The 21,977-nt window shown below is 67.1% G+C and carries 23 protein-coding genes; 11 read left to right on the forward strand and 12 right to left on the reverse strand.

Going from position 1 to position 21,977, the window contains the following annotated elements; genetic code table 11:
• Positions 1–183 precede the first annotated feature (183 nt).
• On the reverse strand, positions 184–399 hold the full coding sequence (locus tag CU044_RS05080) for a DUF6243 family protein (RefSeq protein WP_129767229.1): 216 nt from the start codon (positions 397–399) through the stop codon (positions 184–186).
• 498 nt (positions 400–897) lie between these two features.
• Between CU044_RS05080 and CU044_RS05090 the strand changes: the two genes are divergently transcribed.
• From CU044_RS05090 to CU044_RS05105, 4 genes are all read left to right on the forward strand, one after another.
• On the forward strand, positions 898–2,316 hold the full coding sequence (locus CU044_RS05090; RefSeq protein ID WP_129767230.1) for a DEAD/DEAH box helicase: 1,419 nt from the start codon (positions 898–900) through the stop codon (positions 2,314–2,316).
• 80 nt (positions 2,317–2,396) lie between these two features.
• Complete coding sequence (locus tag CU044_RS05095; RefSeq protein WP_129767231.1) at positions 2,397–2,735, forward strand: thioredoxin domain-containing protein; 339 nt, start codon at positions 2,397–2,399, stop codon at positions 2,733–2,735.
• A gap of 545 nt (positions 2,736–3,280) precedes the next feature.
• Entirely contained in the window at positions 3,281–3,823 is a 543-nt protein-coding gene (locus CU044_RS05100) for a LuxR C-terminal-related transcriptional regulator (RefSeq protein ID WP_240045357.1), read from the forward strand.
• Entirely contained in the window at positions 3,811–4,017 is a 207-nt protein-coding gene (locus CU044_RS05105) for a hypothetical protein (RefSeq protein WP_129767232.1), read from the forward strand. Before CU044_RS05100 ends, CU044_RS05105 begins: the two co-directional genes overlap by 13 nt.
• Here the strand turns inward: CU044_RS05105 and CU044_RS05110 are convergent.
• The 4 genes from CU044_RS05110 to CU044_RS05125 are packed head-to-tail and all read right to left on the reverse strand — an operon-like array spanning position 4,011 to position 7,926.
• Complete coding sequence (locus CU044_RS05110; RefSeq protein WP_129767233.1) at positions 4,011–5,015, reverse strand: NAD(P)H-dependent glycerol-3-phosphate dehydrogenase; 1,005 nt, start codon at positions 5,013–5,015, stop codon at positions 4,011–4,013. The two genes, CU044_RS05105 and CU044_RS05110, sit on opposite strands and share 7 nt — an antisense overlap.
• Positions 5,016–5,039: 24 nt before the next feature.
• Positions 5,040–5,696: a class I SAM-dependent methyltransferase gene (locus CU044_RS05115; protein ID WP_240045358.1), complete on the reverse strand. Its 657-nt coding sequence runs from the start codon at positions 5,694–5,696 to the stop codon at positions 5,040–5,042.
• Entirely contained in the window at positions 5,693–7,027 is a 1,335-nt protein-coding gene (locus tag CU044_RS05120) for a YcaO-like family protein (RefSeq protein ID WP_240045359.1), read from the reverse strand. Before CU044_RS05120 ends, CU044_RS05115 begins: the two co-directional genes overlap by 4 nt.
• Entirely contained in the window at positions 7,024–7,926 is a 903-nt protein-coding gene (locus CU044_RS05125) for a TfuA-like protein (protein WP_129767234.1), read from the reverse strand. Before CU044_RS05125 ends, CU044_RS05120 begins: the two co-directional genes overlap by 4 nt.
• Positions 7,927–8,297: 371 nt before the next feature.
• On the opposite strand from CU044_RS05125, the gene CU044_RS05130 reads away from it, so the two are divergent.
• From CU044_RS05130 to CU044_RS40150, 4 genes are all read left to right on the forward strand, one after another.
• Positions 8,298–8,882 carry a hypothetical protein gene (locus CU044_RS05130; RefSeq protein ID WP_129767235.1) on the forward strand — a complete coding sequence of 195 codons (585 nt, stop codon included), beginning with the start codon at positions 8,298–8,300 and terminating at the stop codon, positions 8,880–8,882.
• Complete coding sequence (locus CU044_RS05135) at positions 8,879–9,664, forward strand: hypothetical protein (RefSeq protein WP_129767236.1); 786 nt, start codon at positions 8,879–8,881, stop codon at positions 9,662–9,664. Before CU044_RS05130 ends, CU044_RS05135 begins: the two co-directional genes overlap by 4 nt.
• A 156-nt stretch (positions 9,665–9,820) precedes the next feature.
• Entirely contained in the window at positions 9,821–10,315 is a 495-nt protein-coding gene (locus CU044_RS05140; RefSeq protein ID WP_345790115.1) for a hypothetical protein, read from the forward strand.
• Entirely contained in the window at positions 10,236–10,463 is a 228-nt protein-coding gene (locus CU044_RS40150) for an HAD-IA family hydrolase (protein ID WP_345790116.1), read from the forward strand. The genes CU044_RS05140 and CU044_RS40150 overlap by 80 nt, the downstream gene beginning before the upstream one ends.
• A gap of 1,139 nt (positions 10,464–11,602) precedes the next feature.
• Here CU044_RS40150 and CU044_RS05145 read toward each other — a convergent pair.
• Positions 11,603–12,544 carry a DUF4365 domain-containing protein gene (locus tag CU044_RS05145; protein ID WP_129767237.1) on the reverse strand — a complete coding sequence of 314 codons (942 nt, stop codon included), beginning with the start codon at positions 12,542–12,544 and terminating at the stop codon, positions 11,603–11,605.
• 833 nt (positions 12,545–13,377) lie between these two features.
• Entirely contained in the window at positions 13,378–14,865 is a 1,488-nt protein-coding gene (locus CU044_RS05150) for a 5'-methylthioadenosine/S-adenosylhomocysteine nucleosidase (RefSeq protein WP_129767238.1), read from the reverse strand.
• A 167-nt stretch (positions 14,866–15,032) separates the two neighbouring features.
• Between CU044_RS05150 and CU044_RS05155 the strand changes: the two genes are divergently transcribed.
• The gene (locus CU044_RS05155; protein ID WP_240045360.1) at positions 15,033–15,566 is read left to right on the forward strand and encodes a hypothetical protein; all 534 of its coding nucleotides are present in this window, start codon (positions 15,033–15,035) and stop codon (positions 15,564–15,566) included.
• A 221-nt stretch (positions 15,567–15,787) separates the two neighbouring features.
• On the opposite strand, the gene CU044_RS05160 is transcribed toward CU044_RS05155, so the two are convergent.
• The 5 genes from CU044_RS05160 to CU044_RS05180 all read right to left on the reverse strand — a co-directional run bounded on the left by CU044_RS05160 (position 15,788) and on the right by CU044_RS05180 (position 19,606).
• Positions 15,788–16,519 carry a hypothetical protein gene (locus tag CU044_RS05160; RefSeq protein ID WP_129767240.1) on the reverse strand — a complete coding sequence of 244 codons (732 nt, stop codon included), beginning with the start codon at positions 16,517–16,519 and terminating at the stop codon, positions 15,788–15,790.
• A gap of 97 nt (positions 16,520–16,616) precedes the next feature.
• Positions 16,617–17,042, reverse strand: coding sequence for a DUF6415 family natural product biosynthesis protein (locus tag CU044_RS05165; protein WP_240045361.1), 426 nt, complete (start codon positions 17,040–17,042; stop codon positions 16,617–16,619).
• Positions 17,042–17,425 carry an ATP-binding protein gene (locus tag CU044_RS05170; RefSeq protein WP_129767241.1) on the reverse strand — a complete coding sequence of 128 codons (384 nt, stop codon included), beginning with the start codon at positions 17,423–17,425 and terminating at the stop codon, positions 17,042–17,044. Before CU044_RS05170 ends, CU044_RS05165 begins: the two co-directional genes overlap by 1 nt.
• A gap of 538 nt (positions 17,426–17,963) precedes the next feature.
• Positions 17,964–18,320, reverse strand: a complete 357-nt coding sequence (locus tag CU044_RS05175; RefSeq protein ID WP_129767242.1) for a DUF6415 family natural product biosynthesis protein — start codon at positions 18,318–18,320, stop codon at positions 17,964–17,966.
• Positions 18,321–18,427: 107 nt separating this feature from the next.
• The gene (locus CU044_RS05180) at positions 18,428–19,606 is read right to left on the reverse strand and encodes a helix-turn-helix transcriptional regulator (protein WP_129767243.1); all 1,179 of its coding nucleotides are present in this window, start codon (positions 19,604–19,606) and stop codon (positions 18,428–18,430) included.
• A gap of 96 nt (positions 19,607–19,702) precedes the next feature.
• On the opposite strand from CU044_RS05180, the gene CU044_RS05185 reads away from it, so the two are divergent.
• Both CU044_RS05185 and CU044_RS05195 read left to right on the forward strand, forming a co-directional pair.
• The gene (locus CU044_RS05185; RefSeq protein WP_129767244.1) at positions 19,703–20,227 is read left to right on the forward strand and encodes a flavoprotein; all 525 of its coding nucleotides are present in this window, start codon (positions 19,703–19,705) and stop codon (positions 20,225–20,227) included.
• Between the two features lie 702 nt (positions 20,228–20,929).
• Entirely contained in the window at positions 20,930–21,949 is a 1,020-nt protein-coding gene (locus CU044_RS05195; protein ID WP_193563880.1) for a nucleotide kinase domain-containing protein, read from the forward strand.
• Positions 21,950–21,977 lie beyond the last annotated feature (28 nt).

The raw sequence follows: 21,977 nt of genomic DNA on the forward strand, positions 1-21,977 counted from the left end.
GAATGGCACGTAGTGGCACGCCCATCCCCGGGTGGTCGGCTGAGACGCTGGTGGTCGGCCGAGAGCTGAGCGGGAGTGGCCGCGTTCGGTACGGCCGCAGATCCCGGTACGGCAGCGGGGCCCGGACCGTGCGTCGAGGTCCTGGCCCTGCCCCGTGCGGTGCCGCCCTGCGGCGGCGGTGCGTCAGCTCTGTGCGGTGTCGTTGTCCGTCTGCCCGGCGCCCTCGGACGCGGCTGCCTTCTCGCGCATCTTGCGTACCAGCTCCATCTTCCGGTCGGCCGCACTCTGGCGGTCGAGGTTGCGGTGCGGACCGTTGTTCTGCCGTTCGGCGCGGGACAGCCTCTTGCGCTGGCCGCCGCCCATGCCCACAGGGTTGTTGATGTTCTTGCTCACGGTCATAGGGTTCTCCCGGAATGATGTGAAGTGATCTACGGATTCATCGGTGGGGGACGGGCGCGGCGGCGTCGAGGGACGTCAGCGGGGGCGCATCACGCTCTCACCGGTAAATCGGCGTCCTGGCCTTCGGTCGAGTATGCGCCGTGCACGGACATGCTGGTCATGTGTCAGTGCAAGGGCGAGACATCGATCCCGAATTCCCCGATCGCCCGCGTCCCGACCGTGCCCGCCATGGTCTCCAGCCGCGGGGCAATCGCGCCCAGCGCCCGCCCACCTACGGCAGGAACCCCTGTACCGCTCGGCAGGAGCATCCCGGATGTCGAGCGGCTTACCGGCCTTCAGCGCGTGCCGATTCCTGGGGCGGGTGCCGGGCCGGGCCGCGGGACGGCCGGCGCGAGGCCCGCGCTGGTAAGGTTGGGTCACGCTTGCAGAGAGCCTGGGCCCGTGCCGGACAAGGTACGGGCCCAGGTCCGTTCAGGGCGCCGAAACGAGGAACCTCCAATGAAGGCGAAGCAGTCGGACTCCGGTCGCTCCGGACCCGGCAGGTCCGACCAGGGGAGGGCCCCGCGGGGCGAGCTCTCGGTGCCGGGGGCACCGGCGCCTGGCCTCCCGCCGGCCGGGTCCTTCGCGGAGCTGGAACTGCCGGTCGAGCTGATGGGGGTGCTGGCGGGGCTCGGGATACGGGAGCCATTCCCGATCCAGGCGGCCACCCTGCCGAGCGCGCTGGCCGGCCGGGATGTCCTCGGCCGCGCGCGGACCGGCTCGGGGAAGACCCTCGCCTTCGGGCTTGCGCTCCTCGCACGTACGGCGGGCCGCCGCGCCGAACCCAAGCGCCCTCTCGCGCTGGTCCTGGTGCCGACAAGGGAACTCGCTCAGCAGGTGAGCGAGGCGCTGGCTCCCTACGCGGAAGCGCTCGGCCTACGCTCGGTGACTGTGGTCGGCGGGCTGGCGATCGGCCGGCAGGTGGCGGCGCTCCGGGCGGGTGCCGAGGTCGTGGTGGCGACGCCGGGACGGCTGGCCGATCTCGTCGCCCGGCGGGACTGCCACCTGGACCGGGTGCGGATCGCGGTGCTGGACGAGGCGGACCAGATGTGCGACATGGGTTTCCTGCCGCAGGTATCGGAGACCCTGGACCGGACGCCCCCCGGCGGGCAGCGGATGCTGTTCTCCGCGACGCTCGACCGCAACGTCGATCAACTGGTCAGGCAATATCTGAGTGAGCCGGTGTTCGCCGCGGTCGACCGGGCGGAGGGCTCGGTCGCGACGATGGAGCACCACGTACTGAACGTCCATCCCGCCGACAAGTACGTGACAGCCACCGAGATCGCGGCTCGGGACGGGCGGGTGCTGATGTTCCTGGACACCAAGCACGGTGTGGACCAGTTCACCCGCCACTTGCGGAGCAGCGGTATACAGGCGGGTGCTCTGCACAGCGGGAAGTCGCAGCCGCAGCGCACGCACACGCTGGCCCAGTTCAAGGACGGGGAGATCACGGTGCTGGTGGCCACCAACGTCGCTGCCCGTGGCATCGACGTCGAGCACCTGGACCTTGTCGTCAACGTGGATCCGCCCTCCGACGCCAAGGACTATCTCCACCGCGGCGGGCGCACCGCGCGTGCCGGGGCGTCCGGCAGCGTGGTCACGCTGGTCACGCCCGGCCAGCGCCGGGACGTGAACCGGATGATGTCGGATGCCGGGATCCGGCCCACGGTCGCTCAGGTTCGCTCCGGCGAGGAGAGGCTGACCAGCATCACAGGCGCGAAGCGCCCGCCGGTGCAGGACGGGGCGAAGACCGGCAACGCGGCGTTCCGGGGTCTGGGTACCCGCGCGGGCCGCCCGCCGAAGGAATCCCGCAAGGCCGCGGAGGCGCGCACGATGGCGGAGGCCCGCAAGGCCGCCCGAGCGCGCAGGGCCCACTGACGGGCGGTACGGCCGTCGCGGCCGGGAGACACAAGGAGGCACCCACTGCCTCGCATCGAGTGGAGCGTCAAGGAGTGCCGATGGCGAACAGGGTCCAACGACCCCATGAGGAAGCCGAGTTCGAGTTCATCCTGGCGAGGGCGGACGTGCCGGTGCTCGCGTACTTCCACGGGGTGTGGCCCAAGGCCGCGGCAGCATGCAAGGAAATGGATCCCCTGGTGCGGGAGGTGGCCGACGTCTACCAGGGCCGGCTGATCGTCATGCGGGCCGACATCGCAAGGTGCCCCGGCCCCGTACGGCGGTACGGTGTCACCGGCGCGCCCTCTTTCGTGCTGATCGATCGGGGCGAGGCGATCGGGGCCGGGAGCGGTCCGATGTCCAGGACAGCGCTCGGGGATTTCCTGGACGCCCACCTGTGAGCAGGCCGCATACCGGCCGGCGAGGCTGCGCCCGCAGCGACCGGCCCGGGCACCATCGTGGCCGCAGATGTACGACTCTTCACCGGAACCGACGAGTGCCCTGGTGAGGTCCTGGTGCTCGTCCGAGGCGGCTACCCGTCGTGGCTGGAAGTCTGCTCATCGAACGACGAGATCGAAGTGAACCTGGGCGCCGCGCGTCGGTGGCTGAGCCACCCCCGTGATCACGGAACGCCGGCGTCCAGCTCTCTCGAATCAGGACCTCACCACGATTCAACCGACATCACGAGTTCAAGTTCAGTAGCGGACGGGCCTGAGCGACCGCAACTTGGTGCGGGGGAGCATCCGTAGCTGTACCCGCAGGAGAACGGCGATTTCAGACGTCCGAGCCGCTGCGCGTTGAGGATCAAGGCCTCTACGGCTCTGTTGGCTGGTCATGGGCGGCCCTGGTTCCGATCGCCGTCGAGGACGGCTGCAAGGTCATCGAAGAACCCAACGAAAGCCACGGCCGGCATCTCCGCCACGTACCCGCCGAGTTGGCGGAGGACGTGCGGCTTGTCGTCTCCGAACTGGTCACCAATGCCGTCTGGGCGGGAGCCGGGTTGTCGTCGGTGACCTCGATACGGAGCTGGCTGCCGGTGTGCCGCCCCTTCCTCGCGCCCCGAGAGCGGCAGGTGCTTGAGGGCCTGGCCGCCGGCAACACGCTTGCCGTGGTCGCGCAGGACCTCAAGATCCGCGAAGGGACCGCTGCCAGCTACCTGAGGCAGGCAAAGATCAAGCTGCATCGCGTGAGTGAAACCCCCGCTGCCATCGCCGTCGGCTACGCCACGAGGGCCATCCCGCACCCGCCGCTGCTCGACCCCGGGACGCTGTACCTGCCGCGCGAACAGCGCGCCCTTGTCCCGCTGATCGCGCGGGGCATGGGGCTCGCGCAGATGGCAACGGAGCTGAACCGACCGGTCAACGACGTACGCGCGGACGGCCGCGAACTCCTCACGAACCTCGGTGCCCGCAACCGGAACCACCTGATCACCCGCGCGTGGCAGGTCGAGATCCTCACCACGGACCAGGTGGCGACATGGCTCCGCTGACCCCCACCGTGCCCGATACGGCCGAGATCGCGCGCCTGTCCGCCGCGCATCTTCCCTTCGAGGGCGCGAGCTGGGCGACCTGCCTCGGCGCCGGGCTTGATCGTGGGGAAGGGCTTCCCGGCGAACGCGGGAAGCCGGTGGTCGGCCCTGTGCTCGTACCGCTGTCCCGGCAGGCCGTGCGTGGGGCTCAGTGAAGCTCAGGTTTCGCTGAGCGTGACATGAGTTCCTTGATGGCCTGCTGTAGTGGCGTGCCGCCGTGGACGATGCCGACGACGGTCTCGGTCAGTGGCATGTCGACGCCGTGGCGTCGTGCGAGGTCGAGGACGGACCGGCAGGAGGTGACGCCTTCGGCCGTCTGCTTGGTGACCGCGACGGTTTCGGCGAGGGTGAGGCCGCGGCCGAGGTTGGCGCCGAAGGTGTGGTTGCGGGACAGGGGTGAGGAGCAGGTGGCGACGAGGTCGCCCATGCCGGCGAGTCCGGCGAGGGTCTGGGGGCCGGCGCCCATTGCCTGGGCGAGGCGGGTGGTTTCGGCCAGGCCCCGGGTGATGAGTGCGGCCTGAGTGTTCTTGCCGAGGCCGTGGCCGTCGGCGATGCCTACGGCCAGGGCGATGACGTTCTTGACCGCGCCGCCGAGTTCGCAGCCGATGACGTCGGTGGTGGTGTACGGGCGGAAGTACGGGGTGTGGCAGGTGGCTTGGAGTCGTTCGGCGACGTTCATGTCCGCGCATGCCACGACGCTGGCGGCGGGCTGTCGGCGGATGATCTCGCCTGCGAGGTTGGGGCCGGTGACGACCGCGATCCGCTCTGGCCCGGCACCTGTGACGTCGGCGATGACTTCACTCATCAGCGAGGCCGTGCTGAGCTCGACGCCTTTCATCAGGGAGACGAGGACAGTGTCGTGCGCGAGGAGGGGGGCCCAGTTCGTCAGGTTGGCCCGCAGGGTCTGCGCGGTGACGCTGAGGACAGCGAAGTCAGCGTTCTCGGCGGCCTGTGCCGCGTCGGCCGTCGCCGTGATCCCGCTCGGGAGGGTCACGCCGGGAAGATAGTCGGGATTGCTGCGGGTGCTGTTGATGGCGTCGACAAGTTCGGCACGCCGCCCCCACAGCGACACTTCACACCCGGCGTCGGCGAGGATCATGGAGAAAGCGGTGCCCCAGGATCCGGCCCCGTAGACGGCCACACGAGTCGGCATCGGCCGGTGTACCTCCCTTTCGTTTCATGCCCCGGAACGGCTCTGTCGTGCCGTGGCGCTTGAGGGTGCGTCCTCAATACTGGGCCGCCTCAGCGTAACGGTGACGGAGCGTCGGTTTCCGAGTGCCGGCGCATGTGTGCGGGCCTCGGTGAGCATGCTTTCGGCCTGCTGGTCGCCGAGGTGGCGGCGCAGGTCCGCTTCGTGTCCGGTCCACAGCTGGTAGAGGCGGTGCCACATCGCCGGTTCGTCCGGTCGCTCCTCCTCCGACTCCAGCTCCAGGCCCGCTGCTGCGGCCCGGTCCGACCAGGCCGGTGCCGCGGGGGCAGTACGGCGGCCACCGGAGGTGAGGACAGCCCGGCCGCCGGGGCGCAGCACCCGGCGCATCTCCCTGAGGGCGCCCATCCGGTCGGGGGCGAATCCCAGGGCGTCGATGCAGACGATGCCGTCGGCCCGCGCGTCGGGGAGGCTGGTGGCCTCTATGGTCGCTACGCGGAAGGTGGCCTGTCCGGGCGGTACGAATGCGGGAGTTCGTCGGGTGGCCAGGGCGATCGCCGTCGGTGAGATGTCGACCCCGACCAGGTGCACGGACAGCGCGCGGGACAGCCACAGCCCTGCGCCCCCGGTGCCGCATCCCAGGTCGATGAGCCGCTGGCCGGGGCGCAGCCGCAGTCGGCTGATCATGGTCCCGAGCAGAGGCCAGTCGCATGAGCTGGAGGCTTCCAGCTCATGTGGGTAGGCGTCGCCCATGGCTTCGGCGTAGAGCTGTGCGACCAGGGTGGTCGATGCTCTGGCCGCGTGGAAGGCGTCGTATACGGCTGCGAGCTGCTGCTCGGTCGGGGTCCGGTGGCTCTGGTGGCTCTCACCCATGGTGGTTGCCTAGCCGGGGGATGGAGCGGATGATGCGCATCTCCAGCCCGGGGGTGATGACCTTCGCTCCGGCGTAGGCGTCGGACTGGTGCAGGGGGACGGCGATGGGCTCGTGGCCTGTGACGGAGGCGATCCGGGCGGGCCACCGACGCCGTTTCCTGGGTGAAGTCCGGCTCGGCGGCGGCGTAGTGGCTGATGAGGGTGTTCCAGTCGGCGGTGCCCGGCCAGGCCGGTTCGGGGGACGGAGGGCGGGCGGCGAAGGCGTTCTCGTGGGAGTCCAGGTCGTCGCGGGTGCCGGCGATGCAGGTCAGCCGGGACTGGGCGGCTTCGGTGAGCGCTCGGGAGAGCGCGATGTGCGGATCGCGATGGCATCCGGACCCGGCGAAAAGGACCGGATAGTCCTCCGACCAGATGTAGGCCGCGCACACGGGGATCTGATGGTCGCTGTCCACGAGCGCGATCTCCAGGAACATGCCGGCGGCCTGGAACCGGCCGATCAGCTCCCGGCAGTACGGGTCGTCCACGCTCACCGGGTCCACCAGAGTGCGGCGGCGTCCTCCGCTCGCGTGGTCGCGGTGCAGGACGTCCCGCTCGACGACCTCGAACAGCCCGTGCAGGATCGCTTCGTTCAGCGTGTTCCCACAGGCCAGGCCGTTGCTCGTGACATGGAAAGGGTCCGGCTGCGAGACATCGCGCCGTGTGCGGCGCCGGGCCAGGCCAGCGGGGACCAGGGCGTCCTGACCGCTGATCAAGCCCGTCCCCGGTACCCAGTCCAGCTCGATGTCCTTGAGGCCTTCGTGATCGAGCTTCACCGGGAGGAGAGCCATCGGGTAGGGCGGATCGAGGTCGCGGTAGGAGCCGCGTGCGGGTGCTGTCGCCGGGAGCTGCTCGGCGTGCCACAGTTCCGCGCTCTCCAGCACGGCCGAGATCTTGGCCAGCTCGTCGCTCGCGCCTTTGCCCTGGGAGGTGACGAGAGTATGCGCGTGCGGGCGGATCGCCGTCCATACCGGGATACCGAGGTGATCGAGACCCGTGAGGCACGCTACGCGGGAGATACCGAGGCGCTCCAGCTCCGGTTCCAGAGCCCGCCACGTTTCCCTCGGCGTCCTGGTGCGCACCGTGCCGTCGAGGACAATCCGGCTCACCGCCCCAGCCCCTGATCGCGTAAGAACCCCAGCACGAACACCTTGACCGCGTCCACCGCATCACGGGCACCCTGGAATCCGCGGGCCCAGGACTCGTCCTCCAGTGCGTCATCCGCCTCCGTGGACCAGACTGAGGTGAGGATCCGGCGGGCCACGCTGTTCTTGATGGCGTCCGGGAAGAAGCCCTGGTGTGATCGGGCCGTCTCCTCGTTGAGCGCGATGTACCGGGCGACGGCGGCACGGTCGGCGGATGTTTCGCGCGCCAGCAGCCGGGCCACCGTGTCCTGGTCCGTCAGGTCTGTCTCCGGACGGATCACCGCGCAGGCCAGCGAGCGGGGCAGACCCGCCGCCCTGGACGCGGCCGTGCTGAGGTAGTCCCACCACAGCCCTTTGAACTGCGGATCGAACAGCTGCTGATAGGTGATCCGATGACGTGTCGCCAGATGGACGCCCTCGACCGTCTGCACGGCGAACATGTTGGCCCACGCGCGGAAATGGCGGGTCCGCCAAACCGGCGCGGACGGCGGCGACGCGGGCGTGCCGGCGAGGGACAGTGCGGTCTTCAGCGCCCGCAGGGCATCGGCCCGTTTGAGATCGCCGAGGTGCCGGTCCTCAGCCAGGCGCGCGGTGAGCCACCGGGCGAACTCCTCGGCTCCGCGTCGGCGGCTGATGACCAGGACGGCCGTCAGTGACCGGTGCGGGTAGTAGACGCCACGCAGTTCCCCGAGCACCTCCGCGGACGCGTCCGGTGTGATGACTCCGGCCGCAGTGGCGAGCTTCAGTACATAGCGGAGATTGACCAGGGGCCAGGTCACCGAGTGCATGTCGGCATCGGTCGACTGCCCGACGGCGACTTCATCGTCCCCCTGGATCCTCCCGGCGGCGTAGGCGTCGTAGATCTCGAACGACCGCGGATGGCTCGATCACCTCCATGACATCCGTCTCGCCCTCCTGGGCGCTGCTCTGGGCAGCCGCCTGCGACTTCGAGATCTCCATCTCTCATCCCTCCTGAGGTGTAGCGGGCGCGGAAAACGCCCGGCGGGGCGCACGGCACTCGGCTCCGCGAACGGCACGGCTTGCCGTGCGTCACACATCGTCAGCCTGGGACACGGGCCGAGGGAACGACCTCCCGCCTGCCTCCGGTTGCGCCCGTCTGCCTCCGATTGCCTTCTCGCGCAAGCACCTTGACCGGTTCCGCAGGAGGGGCAGGACACTGGGAACGGCGGGTGCACATCACGTAGCCCGCCCGCAATAAAAAGGGGAGGAGCGCGTGGCCGCAGCCGTGGACGACGGGGCCGGGGGCCTCCTGCAATTGGTGCTCGACCAGGAACGCTGCGACGGCAACACGTTCGTCCGCCGCCTGGCCGCCCACCACCAGCGCCTCGGCCTCGGAACCATGGCCTGCCGCCCGGAGAAAATCTCCCGGTGGAAGAAGGGCCGTAGCCGGCCGGACCGCCGCGCCACCATCGCCATGGCCGACATGCTCGGCGTCCCCCTCGACCAGGCCCACGCGCTGGGCTGGCCACATTGGTTACGGCTCGCGCTCAGAGACGACCGTGCGCTGCTCGCCTCCCCATGGACACCATCCGGAACCGTCCAGGCACTGGAACTCGTAGGAGGGTCCGCCGACATGGAACGCAGGGAATTCGTGATCACCGGCGGCACGCTGGCCGCCCTTCTGGCGAGCTGGGCCGCCGCCTCACCGGCGACCGCCGTCCTCTCCTCCAACCGGCGCCCCCTGATCAACGACCACACCCCCGCCTCATCGAGGACCGCCTCGCCCCCCTCAGACACCTGGACGATCAGATTGGCTCCGGCCAGACATACGCGCTCGCCTGCGCCGAACGCCGGATGATCACCCACACCCTCCAGAACACCTCCTACAGCGCCACCACCGGCCGCCGCCTGTTCGCCGCGGCCGCCGTAGCATCACGTATCTCAGGCTGGTGCGCCGTCGACTGCGGCCACCCCGCACAGGCCCAACGCCACTACCTGGCCGCTCTGCGCTCCGCCGGGAGCGCGGCCGACCCCGTCATCACCGCCAACACCCTCGGCTTCTGGGCCATGCTCCGCTACAGCACAGGCGACCCCGAAGGCGCGCTCCAACTCGTGGACGCCGCCCACCGTCACGCTGCCCGAACGGACTCACCCAGGATGACCGCCGTGCTCCACGCACGCGCCTCCCGCGCCCACGCACGCGCCGGAAACACCCTGGCCAGCCAGCGCGCCGAACACGCCATGTTCGACACCTACGAACGCGCCGGCCCACCGGACGACGAACCCGCATCCGTGTACTGGATCAACCGCGACGAACTCCACGGCTGGGCCGCCACCAACGCCCTCGACCTCCGCGACCCCCGCCGCGCCCTCACCCACCACGCCGCCATCACCACCGCCCACCAGACCGGCACACACGACCAGCCCCCGCCGCGCACAGCCGCTCTACGCCTCACCCGCGAAGCCGACGCGCATCTCGCGCTCGGCGACATCGACGCCGCCGTACACACCGCCAACCAGGCAATAAAAACCCTCGGCGGCGTCACCTCCTCCCGCGGAACCAGCCTCCTCACGGGACTCAAAAGCAAGCTCGCCGCACATACGACCCCCCTCGTGAGGGACTTCCTGGAAAGCACCTGACCAGTCGGCATACGGCGTGAGAAGCAAGGTCTGCTTTCTGTGAGAGAGGCCCGGAGCAGAGCGGTACCGAAGATGCGGTGTTCTCTCGCCGGGAGGGCCCCCAACGGTCCGTCTGCCGTTGCGGTGGCTGGGCCGCTTCAGCATCAACAAGTCCACATGGAGGATGAATTGCCTGCCCCATACCGTGGCCTGATTCTCGACTTCGGTGGCGTTTTGACCACTCGCATGAGGCTGAACGGCGAGGCGTTCGAGAGGTCCGAAGGACTGAGCCCGGGTGCCTACTTCCACGCGCTCGGGCAGCACCCGGAGGGCGTCGCGATCTACTCGGCGCTGGAAGTCGGGGAGGCCACGCAGGAAGACTGGAACCGTGTTATCGGAGGCATCCTCGGCATTGACCCGACGGACCTGATGCGGCGCGCACTCGCCAACCTCGACCCGGAACCTCAGATCGTCGAGTCAGCCCAGCGCGCCCGCGCGGCGGGCATCAAGGTCGCCATGCTCAGCAACTCGTTCGGCATCGAGCCGTACAACCCGTACGAGGACAAGGGGATGTGGCGCGACTTCTTCGACAGTGATCTTGTCGGAGCCGGAGGGTGTACGGAAGCCGTCGCCGACCATCTACCAGCGTGCGCTGGAGGCACTGGAGCTTGAGGGTCCGGAGTGCGTGTTCGTCGACGATCACGCCGAGAACCTGCCTCCGGCCGAGGCCCTGGGTATCCATACCATTCACCACACCACCGACCCTGCGGCTACCGCGGCGCTCCTGGATTCCCTGCTCCTGGATCGCACCCCCGCCTGACCGGCGCCGCCGAGGAAACGGAGACCTACGTGCAAGACGCCATGCCCGTCAAGCACTCGACCGGCCCAGTGCCGCGCAGTCGGCACGCAAGTGGGCCCGCCGCACTGTTCTTTTACGGAACGCGGGTGGATCGAGTCTATGGCACGCGAATGGCGCGCGGCCTCGAAATGGTCTAGACAACAAATAACCCCCGGGCCATCGGCCTGGGGGTTTGTCGTGGAGCGGGTGACGAGAATCGAACTCGCGCTCTGAGCTTGGGAATCAGCGGTGCTCTGGAGCACCGCAGGGCTCTGGCCAGGCAATATCTCGCTCGGCCAGCCGTTTCTGGGCCGATTGGATTGACTGTTTCTGACCTTGGTGTACCGCAGGGAAGGGCTGGGATGGGGCTGGCCCGTGATTGGACGGAAAAGCAGACAGCCCTGGCTGGTGCGACGATCGATACTGTGCAAAGTGCTGCGTGAGGGTGTGCTGGCGCGAAGCATTTTGCAACACTGCCCCGGCCATCCGTTTCCGAGAGGCTCCGCGTCGGCGGCAGGCGCGTCGGAAATGAAGCACGGGCAAGTCGGCCGGCCGGATGCCGGGGAGACGCCGATGTCAGTGCGTCCTGTGTCGTTGAAGTTTGCTTTCTCAAGCAGTGGAGCCGAGTGGGTGCGTGAGGTTTCGTATCGTCTCGCCTGGGGGAGTCGCGGCCGACTCGATCAGACTCGCGAGCGGGCGGCCATCAGGAACGCCTGAACCCTACGAACGGCCCCCGCCGCGAGCAGCGGCGGCCTTCGACATCGTGCCCGGTGAGGCCGACCGAGAGGCAGACAGCAGACAGGGGGGTTCGTCGCGGTGGCTGCGTGAACCTGGATGCCGGGGCCGTGAACTTCAGGGAGTACGGGCTCCGCTGGGATCGGAACGACGGTTGGCAGCTACGGCGGACAAGCTGTACCAGGGGAATCCATGCCTGCACATCCTGCCGGTCTTCGGAGACCTGGGCCTTGACGAGATCACCGCTCCTCCGGTGCGGGTATGGCGCTCAGAGCGGCTGGACAGCACCGGGGCTGAGACGACGATCGCCAAGTGCTACCGGCTGCTGACGGCCATCATGGAGACCATCCTCGTGACCCAGCCGACCATCTGGTTTTCCTGGAGTGCTAGTTGGCCTTAAGAGATCCAGCAATCGCCTTGTTCTTCACAGTCTTCTGCATCCCGGGCCTCTTTGCGACCCGCTGCATCCGCTCCCAAGCTCGCAGGTCCTGAAAGTGGTCGGGCACTTCGGCACCCCGGTCTCGGGCATACTCAATGAGGGTGCTGACGATCGTCACCACTCGGCTGCGACCCGCGAGGCTGGTCCCATCCAAGTAGGCAGTGATCTTGTCCTTTTCGTACCCTGTCCTTGCGGAGAGGAGCTCCATGCTTGGTGAACCTGCCAGGCGCCACAGAGAGCGGAGCCGGTTTGCGAACGCTGCCCGGAAGTCGCGCGGATTCGCCCCGGCGGGACCCTCCTCTGTGCTCGCCAAGAGAAGATCGATGGAGCCCGCCAGCTCGTAATCCGCGAGCCGGATGGATTTCCTCCTGTTCTCCCCACGCTTGTTCGTATTTGTTGGGGAGCCAATCGCTTCGGGGTGTCGTCGTGCAGGTGCGCTGAGCGCCTCGGTGCAAGATCTGTCCAACTGCTGGGTCTCAGGGACGAAGATTTTGTAGTTCTGGCCGGTGAGCTTTAGCGTCTCGCCGTTGACATGCTGCCAAAAAATTTGCTCAGTGGCGGGGTTGAACAGCATGATGACGACTGGGAGCGAGTGCTTGTGCCAATACACGACATGGCGCGTATCGCAGTAGAACCACCACCCACCCTCTCTTGAGGAAGCGAACTGACTGGCCCCTGACTTGAGTTGCACAGCAAGGAGTCGACCGGTCCCCAAGCCGACGTTGCCAGGAGTCAGGCTCGCGTTGTCAACCACCTCAAGGTGTGCATCGACCCCGATGTCGCTCGTCTCCTGTTCCCGGAAGAGCCAGCCCAGCTGAGTGGACACCAGATACGAGGCTCGGGACACCCCTGCCCGGTCGACCAGGTGAGTGGAATGAACGTTGGGCACAGAGCATCCCCATCCGACGTGCTCCGGAGCGCGGCGATTTACAAGGCACCAAGACTAGGCGGTCGGACTGACAAGACGGAAAGCTGGTCCTGGGCCGTGACTAGTTCCGCCTGCACTGCAGCCCTCACCCCTGGCGAGCGGCTGATCCGGCGCTTCACACCGACGCGGACCTGATCGCTGCCTTTGCCGCCCAGTCGTCCCTCTCCCGCAGTTGCTGGCTGCTCATCCCTCTCCCCCCGCAGGTCGGCTCGCAGGTGCCAGCGTGCCGGTAATCGCCTTGGTTCTCGGTGTCATCTCACCCGCCGCCAGCGTCATCTGGCCGCCCGCGGTGCAGCACGGCTCGATTATGTGACCGCCGACGATACCCACCCTCACCGACGTCTGAATCCGTCGCCAGCAGGCGTCGAGGATCCGCTGCTCGCCCCCTTTGGGCATGAACCTTCGTTGTGCCGTCTCGTCGTAGAGGATCGGTAGTCCTGGGCTTGGTAGTAGGAGCGATTCGATCGCGGAAGAACAGGCATTCGTCACTCCCGGTTTAATTCTTTCTATCTATCACCCGTGTACAAGGTTTTCACTTCTTGCGAATTTCCGACCCTGATTAGAAGCTCCTCTGTTTCGCCTGGAGACATGGGCCTCGATGAAAGATAAAGCCTTACCCCGCCTCCCGTCTCGCTTCCGGGCACCCAGCGCCGTGAGCATCCACGCCACCCGCTCTGCCTCGTCGGCGGTGAATGGGCGATCGGTCAACGGCAGCCAGCAGAGCACTGTGGCCTGTGCAGTCTTGCTTCCATCTACTTGCCCAGGTGCGCGCCCGGGCGATCTGGAAGCCTGGTTCAGGACCGCTGGTTCGGGCTCCGAAAATGGTGCATGAGCCTCAAGGTAAGCTCTTCGGCGATTGTGGGCACCGCAGCACCGATGGTCGCGGGGTCCCAGACTTCGTCGGGCAAGATCTGCACCGGGCCACCCTGTCCGCCGCGTGCCAGGACGGCGCGGTTGGAGACGCTGGCGGCGTCCAAGGTCATCACGGTCAGGACCTCGGCGGGGTCGATGGCAAGCGCGGGAGCGAATCGGGTTTGCGGGCCGTCGTGGAGGCGTAGCAGTAGCCGAAGCAGGTCAGCGATGCGTTCCTGGGTGTGTTTTGGGTCGAGCACTGGCATGTGCAGGCTGCCGGGTCGGGGTAGCGACTCCCAGCAGCTTCGCTGACCAGACCGAGTGATCATCAGACCGACGCAGCGACCCTGCCTCGGATCGCGGACGTACGCAGCGGCGAAGTCAGCTTCGAGGACGTTGGACACTTCCTCGGTGGCCGTGAAGACAGCCTCCGATCGACCCAGGGATACGAGGTGGTCCTTGAGCTGTTTCATCTGGCGCATGGGCAGCGGTGGGCTCCCCTCCGGGAGTAGGTGAACTTCCATTGTGGCGCTCTCGCTGGACCATGTCGGCAGCAGCTTTCTGCGCCAGGCGACAGGCAGAGGCTCGTTGAGCCGCTGCCCGACGAGAGCGCTAGCGATGACAGGGGTGCCGGCGATGTCGGCACGTGAAGAGGGCAGTTCGGACTTCACTGCTTCGGGCGAGGCCAGTGACTTGATGACGGCGATAAGCAGGGCCGCAGCGTTATCGGCGGCGGCGAGCTGGAAGCCGCCGCTGTCCGTTCGCTGCTTGCTGCCGTCAGCCCGGTCGCTGACTCCCCGGATGACCAGCGCCGGAACCTGGTCGGCCATGGACGCGGCGCCTGCGAAGCCTGCCCCTTCCGTCTCGATCGCAGCGACGCCGTTGTAGTGCTCGTCCAAAAGGTTCTGCAGTGCGGACGCCTGGGCGTTCACCACCACCTCGCCCGCGGCAATCGGCTTGAAGTGGACTTCGGGGGTCTCCCGGCCTTGGGGCAATAGAGCCTTCGCCCAAAGCGGGTCCAGCACGGCGAAGCGGGCTGCCTGCTCAAGGCGGTGCGACGCCGGCCACGTCTCGGGCCGGGTCTTGAACGCTCCTTCCTGCTTTCCCCCGTGGTAGGCGAAGACCCGGGTCGCGACAACGACGTCGCCCAGCCCAATGTCATGCTTCATGCCGCCAGCGATGCCCGCGAAGAAGACGGCATCTGGTCCAATCATGCGAATGGCGCGCTCAGTGAGAATGGCTGCGCTCTGATTGCCTTGGCCAACCTGAGCGAGGTACACCTCCCAGGTTGTTCCCGGGATCCGGCCGCGCTCGAAGATCGTCCCTGCCTCGTGGTCGACCCGCTGTGGGTCTGTAACCCGCGCTCGGACGGCTCGGTACTCCAGCGGCAGCGCGGTGAAGATTACGATCTTTCCGCTGGACGAACGCACTTAGCACCTCACGGGGACTGGCTTGCCTACCCGAGCGACCGCGACATCCTGCACCGATGTACCCGGGACGTGGATCACAGCGTAGTCCTAGGGTCCGACAACACTGCTCAGGGGCAGGGGAGTTGGGTATGTGTACGATCCCCGCCCAGATTTTCGGAAGAGGTGTCGTGGCCCCCGTGGAGGACATAACCGAGAGTAAATTGCTGCTGGCTGAGTACGACCGAATCAAGGAGGAGCAGAAGTCTCGGATCGGCTTTCGCGACAACCTGCTCTACTTCACACTCGCCGCTTCCACCGCAGTACTGGCAATCACCATCCAGAACAGACACGCGCAACTCTTGCTCGCTATACCCGTGATCTGCCTTGTGCTGGGCTGGACCTATCTGGTCAACGACGAAAAAATCTCGGCGATCGGCCGCTACATCCGCGACCGACTGGGGCCCCGACTGGCTGAGCTCAGCGGTGCCCGGGGCTCAGTGTTCGACTGGGAGGTCTACCACCGCAGTGACGCCAACCGCACTACACGCAAGCGCCTGCAATCCGCTGTTGATCTCTTCACGTTTTTCGCATTACCTATGACCTGCCTGATCGCCTTTTGGAGTTCGCACACCATCCATCATCTGCTTCTGATCGTCTCCCTCGTGCAGACTGCTGCCCTTGCCGTGCTGGGCTGGCAGTTCTTGCGCTACGCCGAGTGGTAGAGCGGGGACCTTAACTCACCTGCTCATCCGCCTGGGCCACCACCAAGCCCTCGTCCGGGAAGCCGGATTGGTGAGCCCGCAGGCATCACCCTTAAGGAGATTCCACCGACACCAACCGGACTTCTCCCGCTCAGCAGTAGTGGCAACGCAGTGGTGCCTCGCGACAGTGCGGTCAACGCCAGGTAGCTGGGCGTGATAGGTGGCTTGGCAGGTGGTCGAATTCACCTGTGCGAGATCTTCGGCAGAGGCGAGTTCGCAGACGAGGTCTCTCGACTGTCTACGGTGGGCTCTGCGACGATCCGTCCGGCGAGCCGCAGGGTCTGGTCGACGGTGAGGCGAAGGCGCAGTTCGTCCTCGGCGTGCGCGCAGCCGGGTTCGGCCAGTACGCCAACTCCGTGGCCCACCACCCCGGTCAGCAGCAACCGCATCCTGCCCGCCAGTTTGGACATGCCCCTGGGGCGGTGCAGCTTGAGACCTTTGGCGATGTCGTCGGCGCCCAGGACTGTGCCCAGCTGTACGGCCGTCGCGAGGTTGTCGGAGTCTTGGATCACCAGATCAACCGAGCATGCGTCCAGGACCGCCACTTCCCCGTTCAACTCGTGTTGCGCGAGAGCGCCGCGCAGCTGCTCACCCACCGACTCCGCGTAGATGAAAGGCCCGAGCCACCGCTCCACCAGCCGGTGGACACCGGCCTTCGAGCGCGGCGAGATCACCAGATACCCGTCGTCGTCGTAACAGGCCGCCGCGTCGACATCCTCCGACTGCAGCCAGGCCGTGGCTTCCTCGGGGTTCGGGGAGAACGGCACTCGCGTCCTGCTGAGCGGCGTCAGCTCCAGCAGGGTCTCGCCGTCGCTGGTTTCACGCAGTTCGACTCGTCCCGTGACGCCGGCACGGCGCACCGCCTGGGCGAGGACGCTCTCCAGCGAAGAGAGGTCGGATTGATCGGTAATCACGAGATGCCTTTCGAGAAAGGGAGGTGGGAAGTCGGTGATGGGGGTGCCCCCGCCGGATCAGCAGGAGGCCGTTTACGGCAGGCGATGGGGGCTACGGTCACGCGACGTGTCTGACGATGTTGGTCACTGCGAGACGTTCCAGGAGGTCGTTGGCGACTACGGCCGTCCGCCGCAGGTAGCCCAGAGCCTGGCGGTGGTTGGCTGGCAACTGCTCGAAGTTCAGGGTGTGGGCCCGCTCGATGAGCCAGACCACCTGGGCGTCGTCGTTCCTTGCTGCGCCGGCGATCGTGACGAGTCTCGCCAGGCCCTCCTGCAGACGCTCGGCGATCTCTTCGAACTCGGCCTCGGGCGGGTCCTGGTCGGCAAGGACATCACCGATGTCGTCGAGGATCTCGTCCAGCGGCTTCACGTCACGCAGCAGCTTGGCGATGCGGGCCAGACCCCTGGCGTCCAGGACCGGTGTCCACTCCTGGGCGAGGTGTACTTCGGAGCGGTGCATGCCGGCGACGGCGGGTGAGTGCATCAGCGGGTTCCGGTGGGGAGTGTGCACCAGGTGCAGGTGCCCTTGCGGCCCCACTCGTCAGCGAGGAAGGTGACGAGCTGCAAGCCGCGTCCGCCCTCGTCGTCCGGAGCTGCCTTCCGCACCTCCGGGGTGCCGGAGGAGTGGTCGTCCACCTCGATCAGCACTTGGCCGTCGACGTCGCAGGTGAGCCGGAACGAGACGGTGTTGGCGTTGCCGTGGACGATCGCGTTGGTCACGATCTCGCTGACCAGCAGCTGCACCGTCCCGACCGTGTCGCGATCCCTGATGCCGGCCTTGCCGAGCACGGCCTTCGTCACGCGGCGCGCGTTCTCTACGTGCCGTGGGTCGGCATCGAAGGACATCAGGGCGTGCGCAGCTCTCATCGGCCCACTCCAAGTCGCCGTCTCGTCAACCGCCTGACCGGTGTTGTCGGCAGGAGCCGGTAAGCGACCGGAGGAGAGGGCCGGGGCGCGGTGTGCCAGTGGCGTAATGAGCACGGGGATTCCCTCCAAGATCGTGGAAGAGCAAGCCCTGACCGAGACGGGACTTCGCGTTCTTTTCGTGCCGCTGTCGGCTGCGGCAGCGCTGCGGCGGTTCCACCTAGAGCCATGCAGGGCGGGAGCACTGATCTGTTCGTTGCTCGCTGTCTCAGCTGAGCGCCTTCCACGCCTCGGCACTGGCTGGCCAGTCCGCCGGGCCTGGGCTCAGCGCCTGCTCGATCAGCTTGCCGAGCAGTCCCCGCACGGTTACCGGGGCGGCGCGGTCGTCGTCAGGCGACGTCGTACCCGCCACTGTCGGCTTCCGAGCACAACGCTGGGAGACGGCGAGGGGTCACCACGGCCACAAGCACGACGAACACCGTCAGCCCGGAAACTGGATTGCCGAAGCGGCCGTTCGCTGTACCAAGGCGCCTCACGGTCTTCATCCGGGTGCTGTCAGGCGTTGAAAGTGGCGGCACAGCGCTATGACGGAGCGGGCGAGGAGTGTGGCGTGGCGTAGAGGGCCGAGCGAGATGGGGTCGGCCGCCAGGCGACGTCGCGCTTCGCCTATTCCTGCTTGAGCGCATGCCACATCCCGTGGCGTGGCTACATCGCATCGCTGTTCCAACTCCGGGATGAGCAGGTTGAGGTGCCCGCGAAGTTGGAGAGTGAGCAGGACCAGTGCTTCGCCGACGGGAGGCTCGGCGACATCGTCGAGCAGGGCGGCTGCCGTGTTGGTCATCGTGGAGATGTCGAGCGGGAACGTACTCTGCGTTGCCGGAAAAGTGGTCTCGTCCATGGCGTGCTCCCCGGCTCGTCGGTGATGAGGTGTCACCAGCGTGGGGCGCGGGGAAGGGGCTAACTGTCACTCTTCAGTGACACCCGCCGGGGCGGGAGTGACACTCGTCAGAGACCGATCCACGCGGCCATGCTGTCCAACGTGTCCGGGGTTGTGCGGCGCTTGTGCACCAGACCCTTGATGGTCTCGCGCGCCCCAGGGTGATAACGGGTCTGCTGCGGGGCCATTTTTCGCGCCGTCACCAGGTCTTCCAGCGCGGACTCGGTACGCCCGATCTCCATCTCCGCGCGTGCCTTGTCGACGTAGAAGTGAGCCCGGCGGGACAGGGGCCACGAGTTCGGCATCGTCACCGCCGCCGCGTCGGTGACCGCTTTGCCATAGTGGCGCAGTTCTACATCAGCCGACACTTCGTGCAGTTGCACATTCGTCGGGCCGAAGCTGAGCCAGTGAACGTGACCCGCCTCGCCCGTGTGGCCGGCCAGGCGCCGCGCTTCCGCCAAGTGCGTCATGACTGTTGTCTTGTCCTGGGCCCGTGCGGCGATCACGGTGGCTCCGAGATGAAGCTGCCCGGAAACGGCAAGAGACTCCACGGTCTCGTCGGCGTCGCCGATGAGACTCTGGCCGGCGGCAATGAGCCGGAGTCCGATGGTGTGTTCGCCCTCGCGGAAGTAGACCAAGGCCCTCATGTACTGGCGCACCGCGGCGAGGAGGGGATCGGAGGCGCGTTGCGCTGCCCAGTCCATTCGAGCGAGGGCGATGCTCGACAGGTCGAAGTAGCCGAGCTTGACCGTGATGTCGTGGGCGGTGCGGTAGGTGGACGCGAGGGAACGCCACAGTTCCGTCGTGGGGTTCCGGTGCGCGACGGTCGTGAGTTCCGCGACAACCGCAGGCAGTGCGGTGGCCGCCTTGTTGAGCTGGGTGGCGCGGACCTGGCGGCAGAGGTCGTCCGCCGCAGTGATCAACTCCGCAACGCTGCGGGGGCGGAGGTCGGGGTCGGCGCCGAGGTCGTAAAGGTCGAGCGATTCGCGGATGGGGCGGATGAGTTCCGCGAGCCGGTCCTGCTGGAGTTCCGTCACGTAGGGCTGTCCTGTCAGGGCGGTGACGTCGATACGAAGTGCCCTGGCGACGGCCGACACGAGGTCTGGGCTCGCGTTCTTGTGTCCCGCTTCGACTTGATGGAGCAGGCTGTATGAGTAGGGGATGCGCCCGGCGAGGCCGCGTTGTGTCAGCCCGGCGAGTTTCCTCTGGTCGGCGATGCGGGTGCCTGTGTGCTCGTCCTTGCGCATACGGGTCTCCGTTCCTGACTCGTCATCTGGAACGGTACTCGCGCCGGTCCCTGAGCCGACCGGTTCCCGGCTTTCGTGTGTGGTCGACTGGACGGCATGACGAGGACCTTGTACCTGTTCGGCAGCGCGGCGCCCCCGGTGTTCGACATCGCACACGTGGTGAGTGACGCGCAGGAGTGCGGTTGGGATGTGCGTCTCGGGTTGACACCGACGGCGGCCCGTTGGCTCGGTGATCAGTTGCCCGCGCTGGAGGAGAGGACGGGCGGGCCGGTGCGGTCCGAGTACAAGCTGCCGGGACAGCCGGACGTCTGGCCGAAGGCGGATGCGATCCTCGTCGCGCCGGCCACCTTCAACACGATCAACTCGTGGGCGCTGGGGATCACTTCGAGTTTCGTCGTCGGGGTGGTCGCTGAGGGTATCGGGAAGGGCATTCCGCTGGTGACGATGCCGTGCGTCAACGCGGCGTATGTGCAGCATCCGGCGTTCCACCGGTCGTTGGAGACGCTGCGCGGTGCCGGGGTACGGGTGTTGTACGGCCCCGGGGGGTTCGAGCCGAACCAGCCCGGCGAGAAGAAGCCGTATCCGTGGCCTGCGGCGCTGGACGCGGTGAAGGCGGTCTGATGCAAGCCGCCACGAGCAGCCAGGTCCGCTCCGTGTGCAACCAGTTCAGCAGCTCTCGGCGGGATCTTTCTGCGGCCGACTCCCACTCCGACGCGGCAGGCGGCAACTTGACGGCGCACCGGCAACCTCGTTGTCTTCACCGAGCTTCACCACGAACGACGCATCAGCAATCCCACCGGCTGAGGGGCCGGGGAGCATTCAGTGAACGCGCGAACAGGATGCGAGTGCACTAGGGCTGAGCGAGGAAGTCGAGACAACGGCGGAATCGACTGTCCGTTTTCCTGTGATGCCGCAGCCGGGGTGGTCCGTTCATGTGGTGACTGATGCTGGACCGAATCGTTGTCGTGTTGGATGCACGTGCGCGCGTCACAGGCGGGCGCGGCGTGGTCCTGGTGCGCGGACGGTAGGCAGGTCGTCACGGCTGGCATCCCCGGCAAGTGCGTCCGAGGGTAGGCGTCGGTATCGGTGCAGGAGTTCGACCAGGTGATCCGGGTCGGATTCTGCCGCAGTTACCAGGGCGGCCAGGAGCTGGGCTCTGCTGGTCTGTTCGCCTGCGGCGGCTGCTGCGCGGACGAGGAGGTTGAGTCTGTCGTCGACTTCTTTCGGCCAGGAGACCGAGGTCGTGCGACGCGGCTGGTGGCACAGCAGGTCCACGGCTCCTCCTTGGTGACAGTCGACATATAACGAATATATATTGCGGTCATGGTGACGCTGCTGCAAGACCGTCAGACTCTGGATACGCCGCCGGGCGCCACGTCGGCGGTGCGGATTGCGGGCCGTGTGCTGCGGCCGTCGGCGGTGTTCGACACCTATTGGCGGTTCGCCGCAGCGCGGCAGGCGGTCTACGAGGCACGGCTGGCCGGGGGCCTGCAGCCGTGGACGGATGATCCGATCCTTGCCCAGTACCGGTTCACCAATTGTTTCCGCGCGGCCGACCGTGTCAGTCAGGTGCTGATTAGCGACGTCGTCTACCAGGGCTCGCAGGCATGGGACGAGGTCTTCTTCCGCACTCTGCTGTTCAAGGTCTTCAATAAGGCTTCCACCTGGTGGCTGCTGACCGACAAGCTCGGCGAGGTGCGCTGGGACACCTACGACTACGCCGCCTACGACCAAGTGCTGTCAGAGGAATTCGCCCGTGGGCAGCGGCTCTACTCGGCCGCCTACATCGTTCCTCCGCCCCAGTTGGGAGAGGAACGCAAGCACCGCAATCACCTGCGGTTGCTGGAGATGATGATGGCCGGGGGCGCGCCGGAGCGTGTGCTGGCCGCGCCCACGATGAAAGACGCGTACGAAGTACTGCTGGGCTACCCGGCGATCGGGCCGTTCCTCGCCTATCAGTACTTGATCGATCTCAACTACGCGGCGCAGATGCCTTTCTCTGAGATGGACTTCGTCGTTCCCGGCCCCGGAGCCCGCGACGGGATCCGGAAGTGTTTCGGACGAGCGGCGAACGGGATCGAGGCGGAGGTTATCCGCTACATGGCCGACACCCAGGACGAGCACTTCGCCCGGTTGGGACTGCCGTTCTCCGGACTGGAGGGTCGGCCTCTGCAGCTGATCGACTGCCAGAACCTTTTCTGCGAGGTCGACAAGTACGCACGGGTCGCTCACCCCAGTGTTGAAGGCATCAGCGGGCGCAGCCGGATCAAGCAGGCATACCGGCTGGACACGCAGCCGTTGGCAGCCTGGTTCCCGCCCAAGTGGGGCCTGGACCAGGGCTGACGGTCTTCCGCATGGACTTGCGCCCGGC

It is taken from the genome of Streptomyces sp. L-9-10 (assembly GCF_004151105.1).
Taxonomy (GTDB): Bacteria; Actinomycetota; Actinomycetes; order Streptomycetales; family Streptomycetaceae; genus Streptomyces.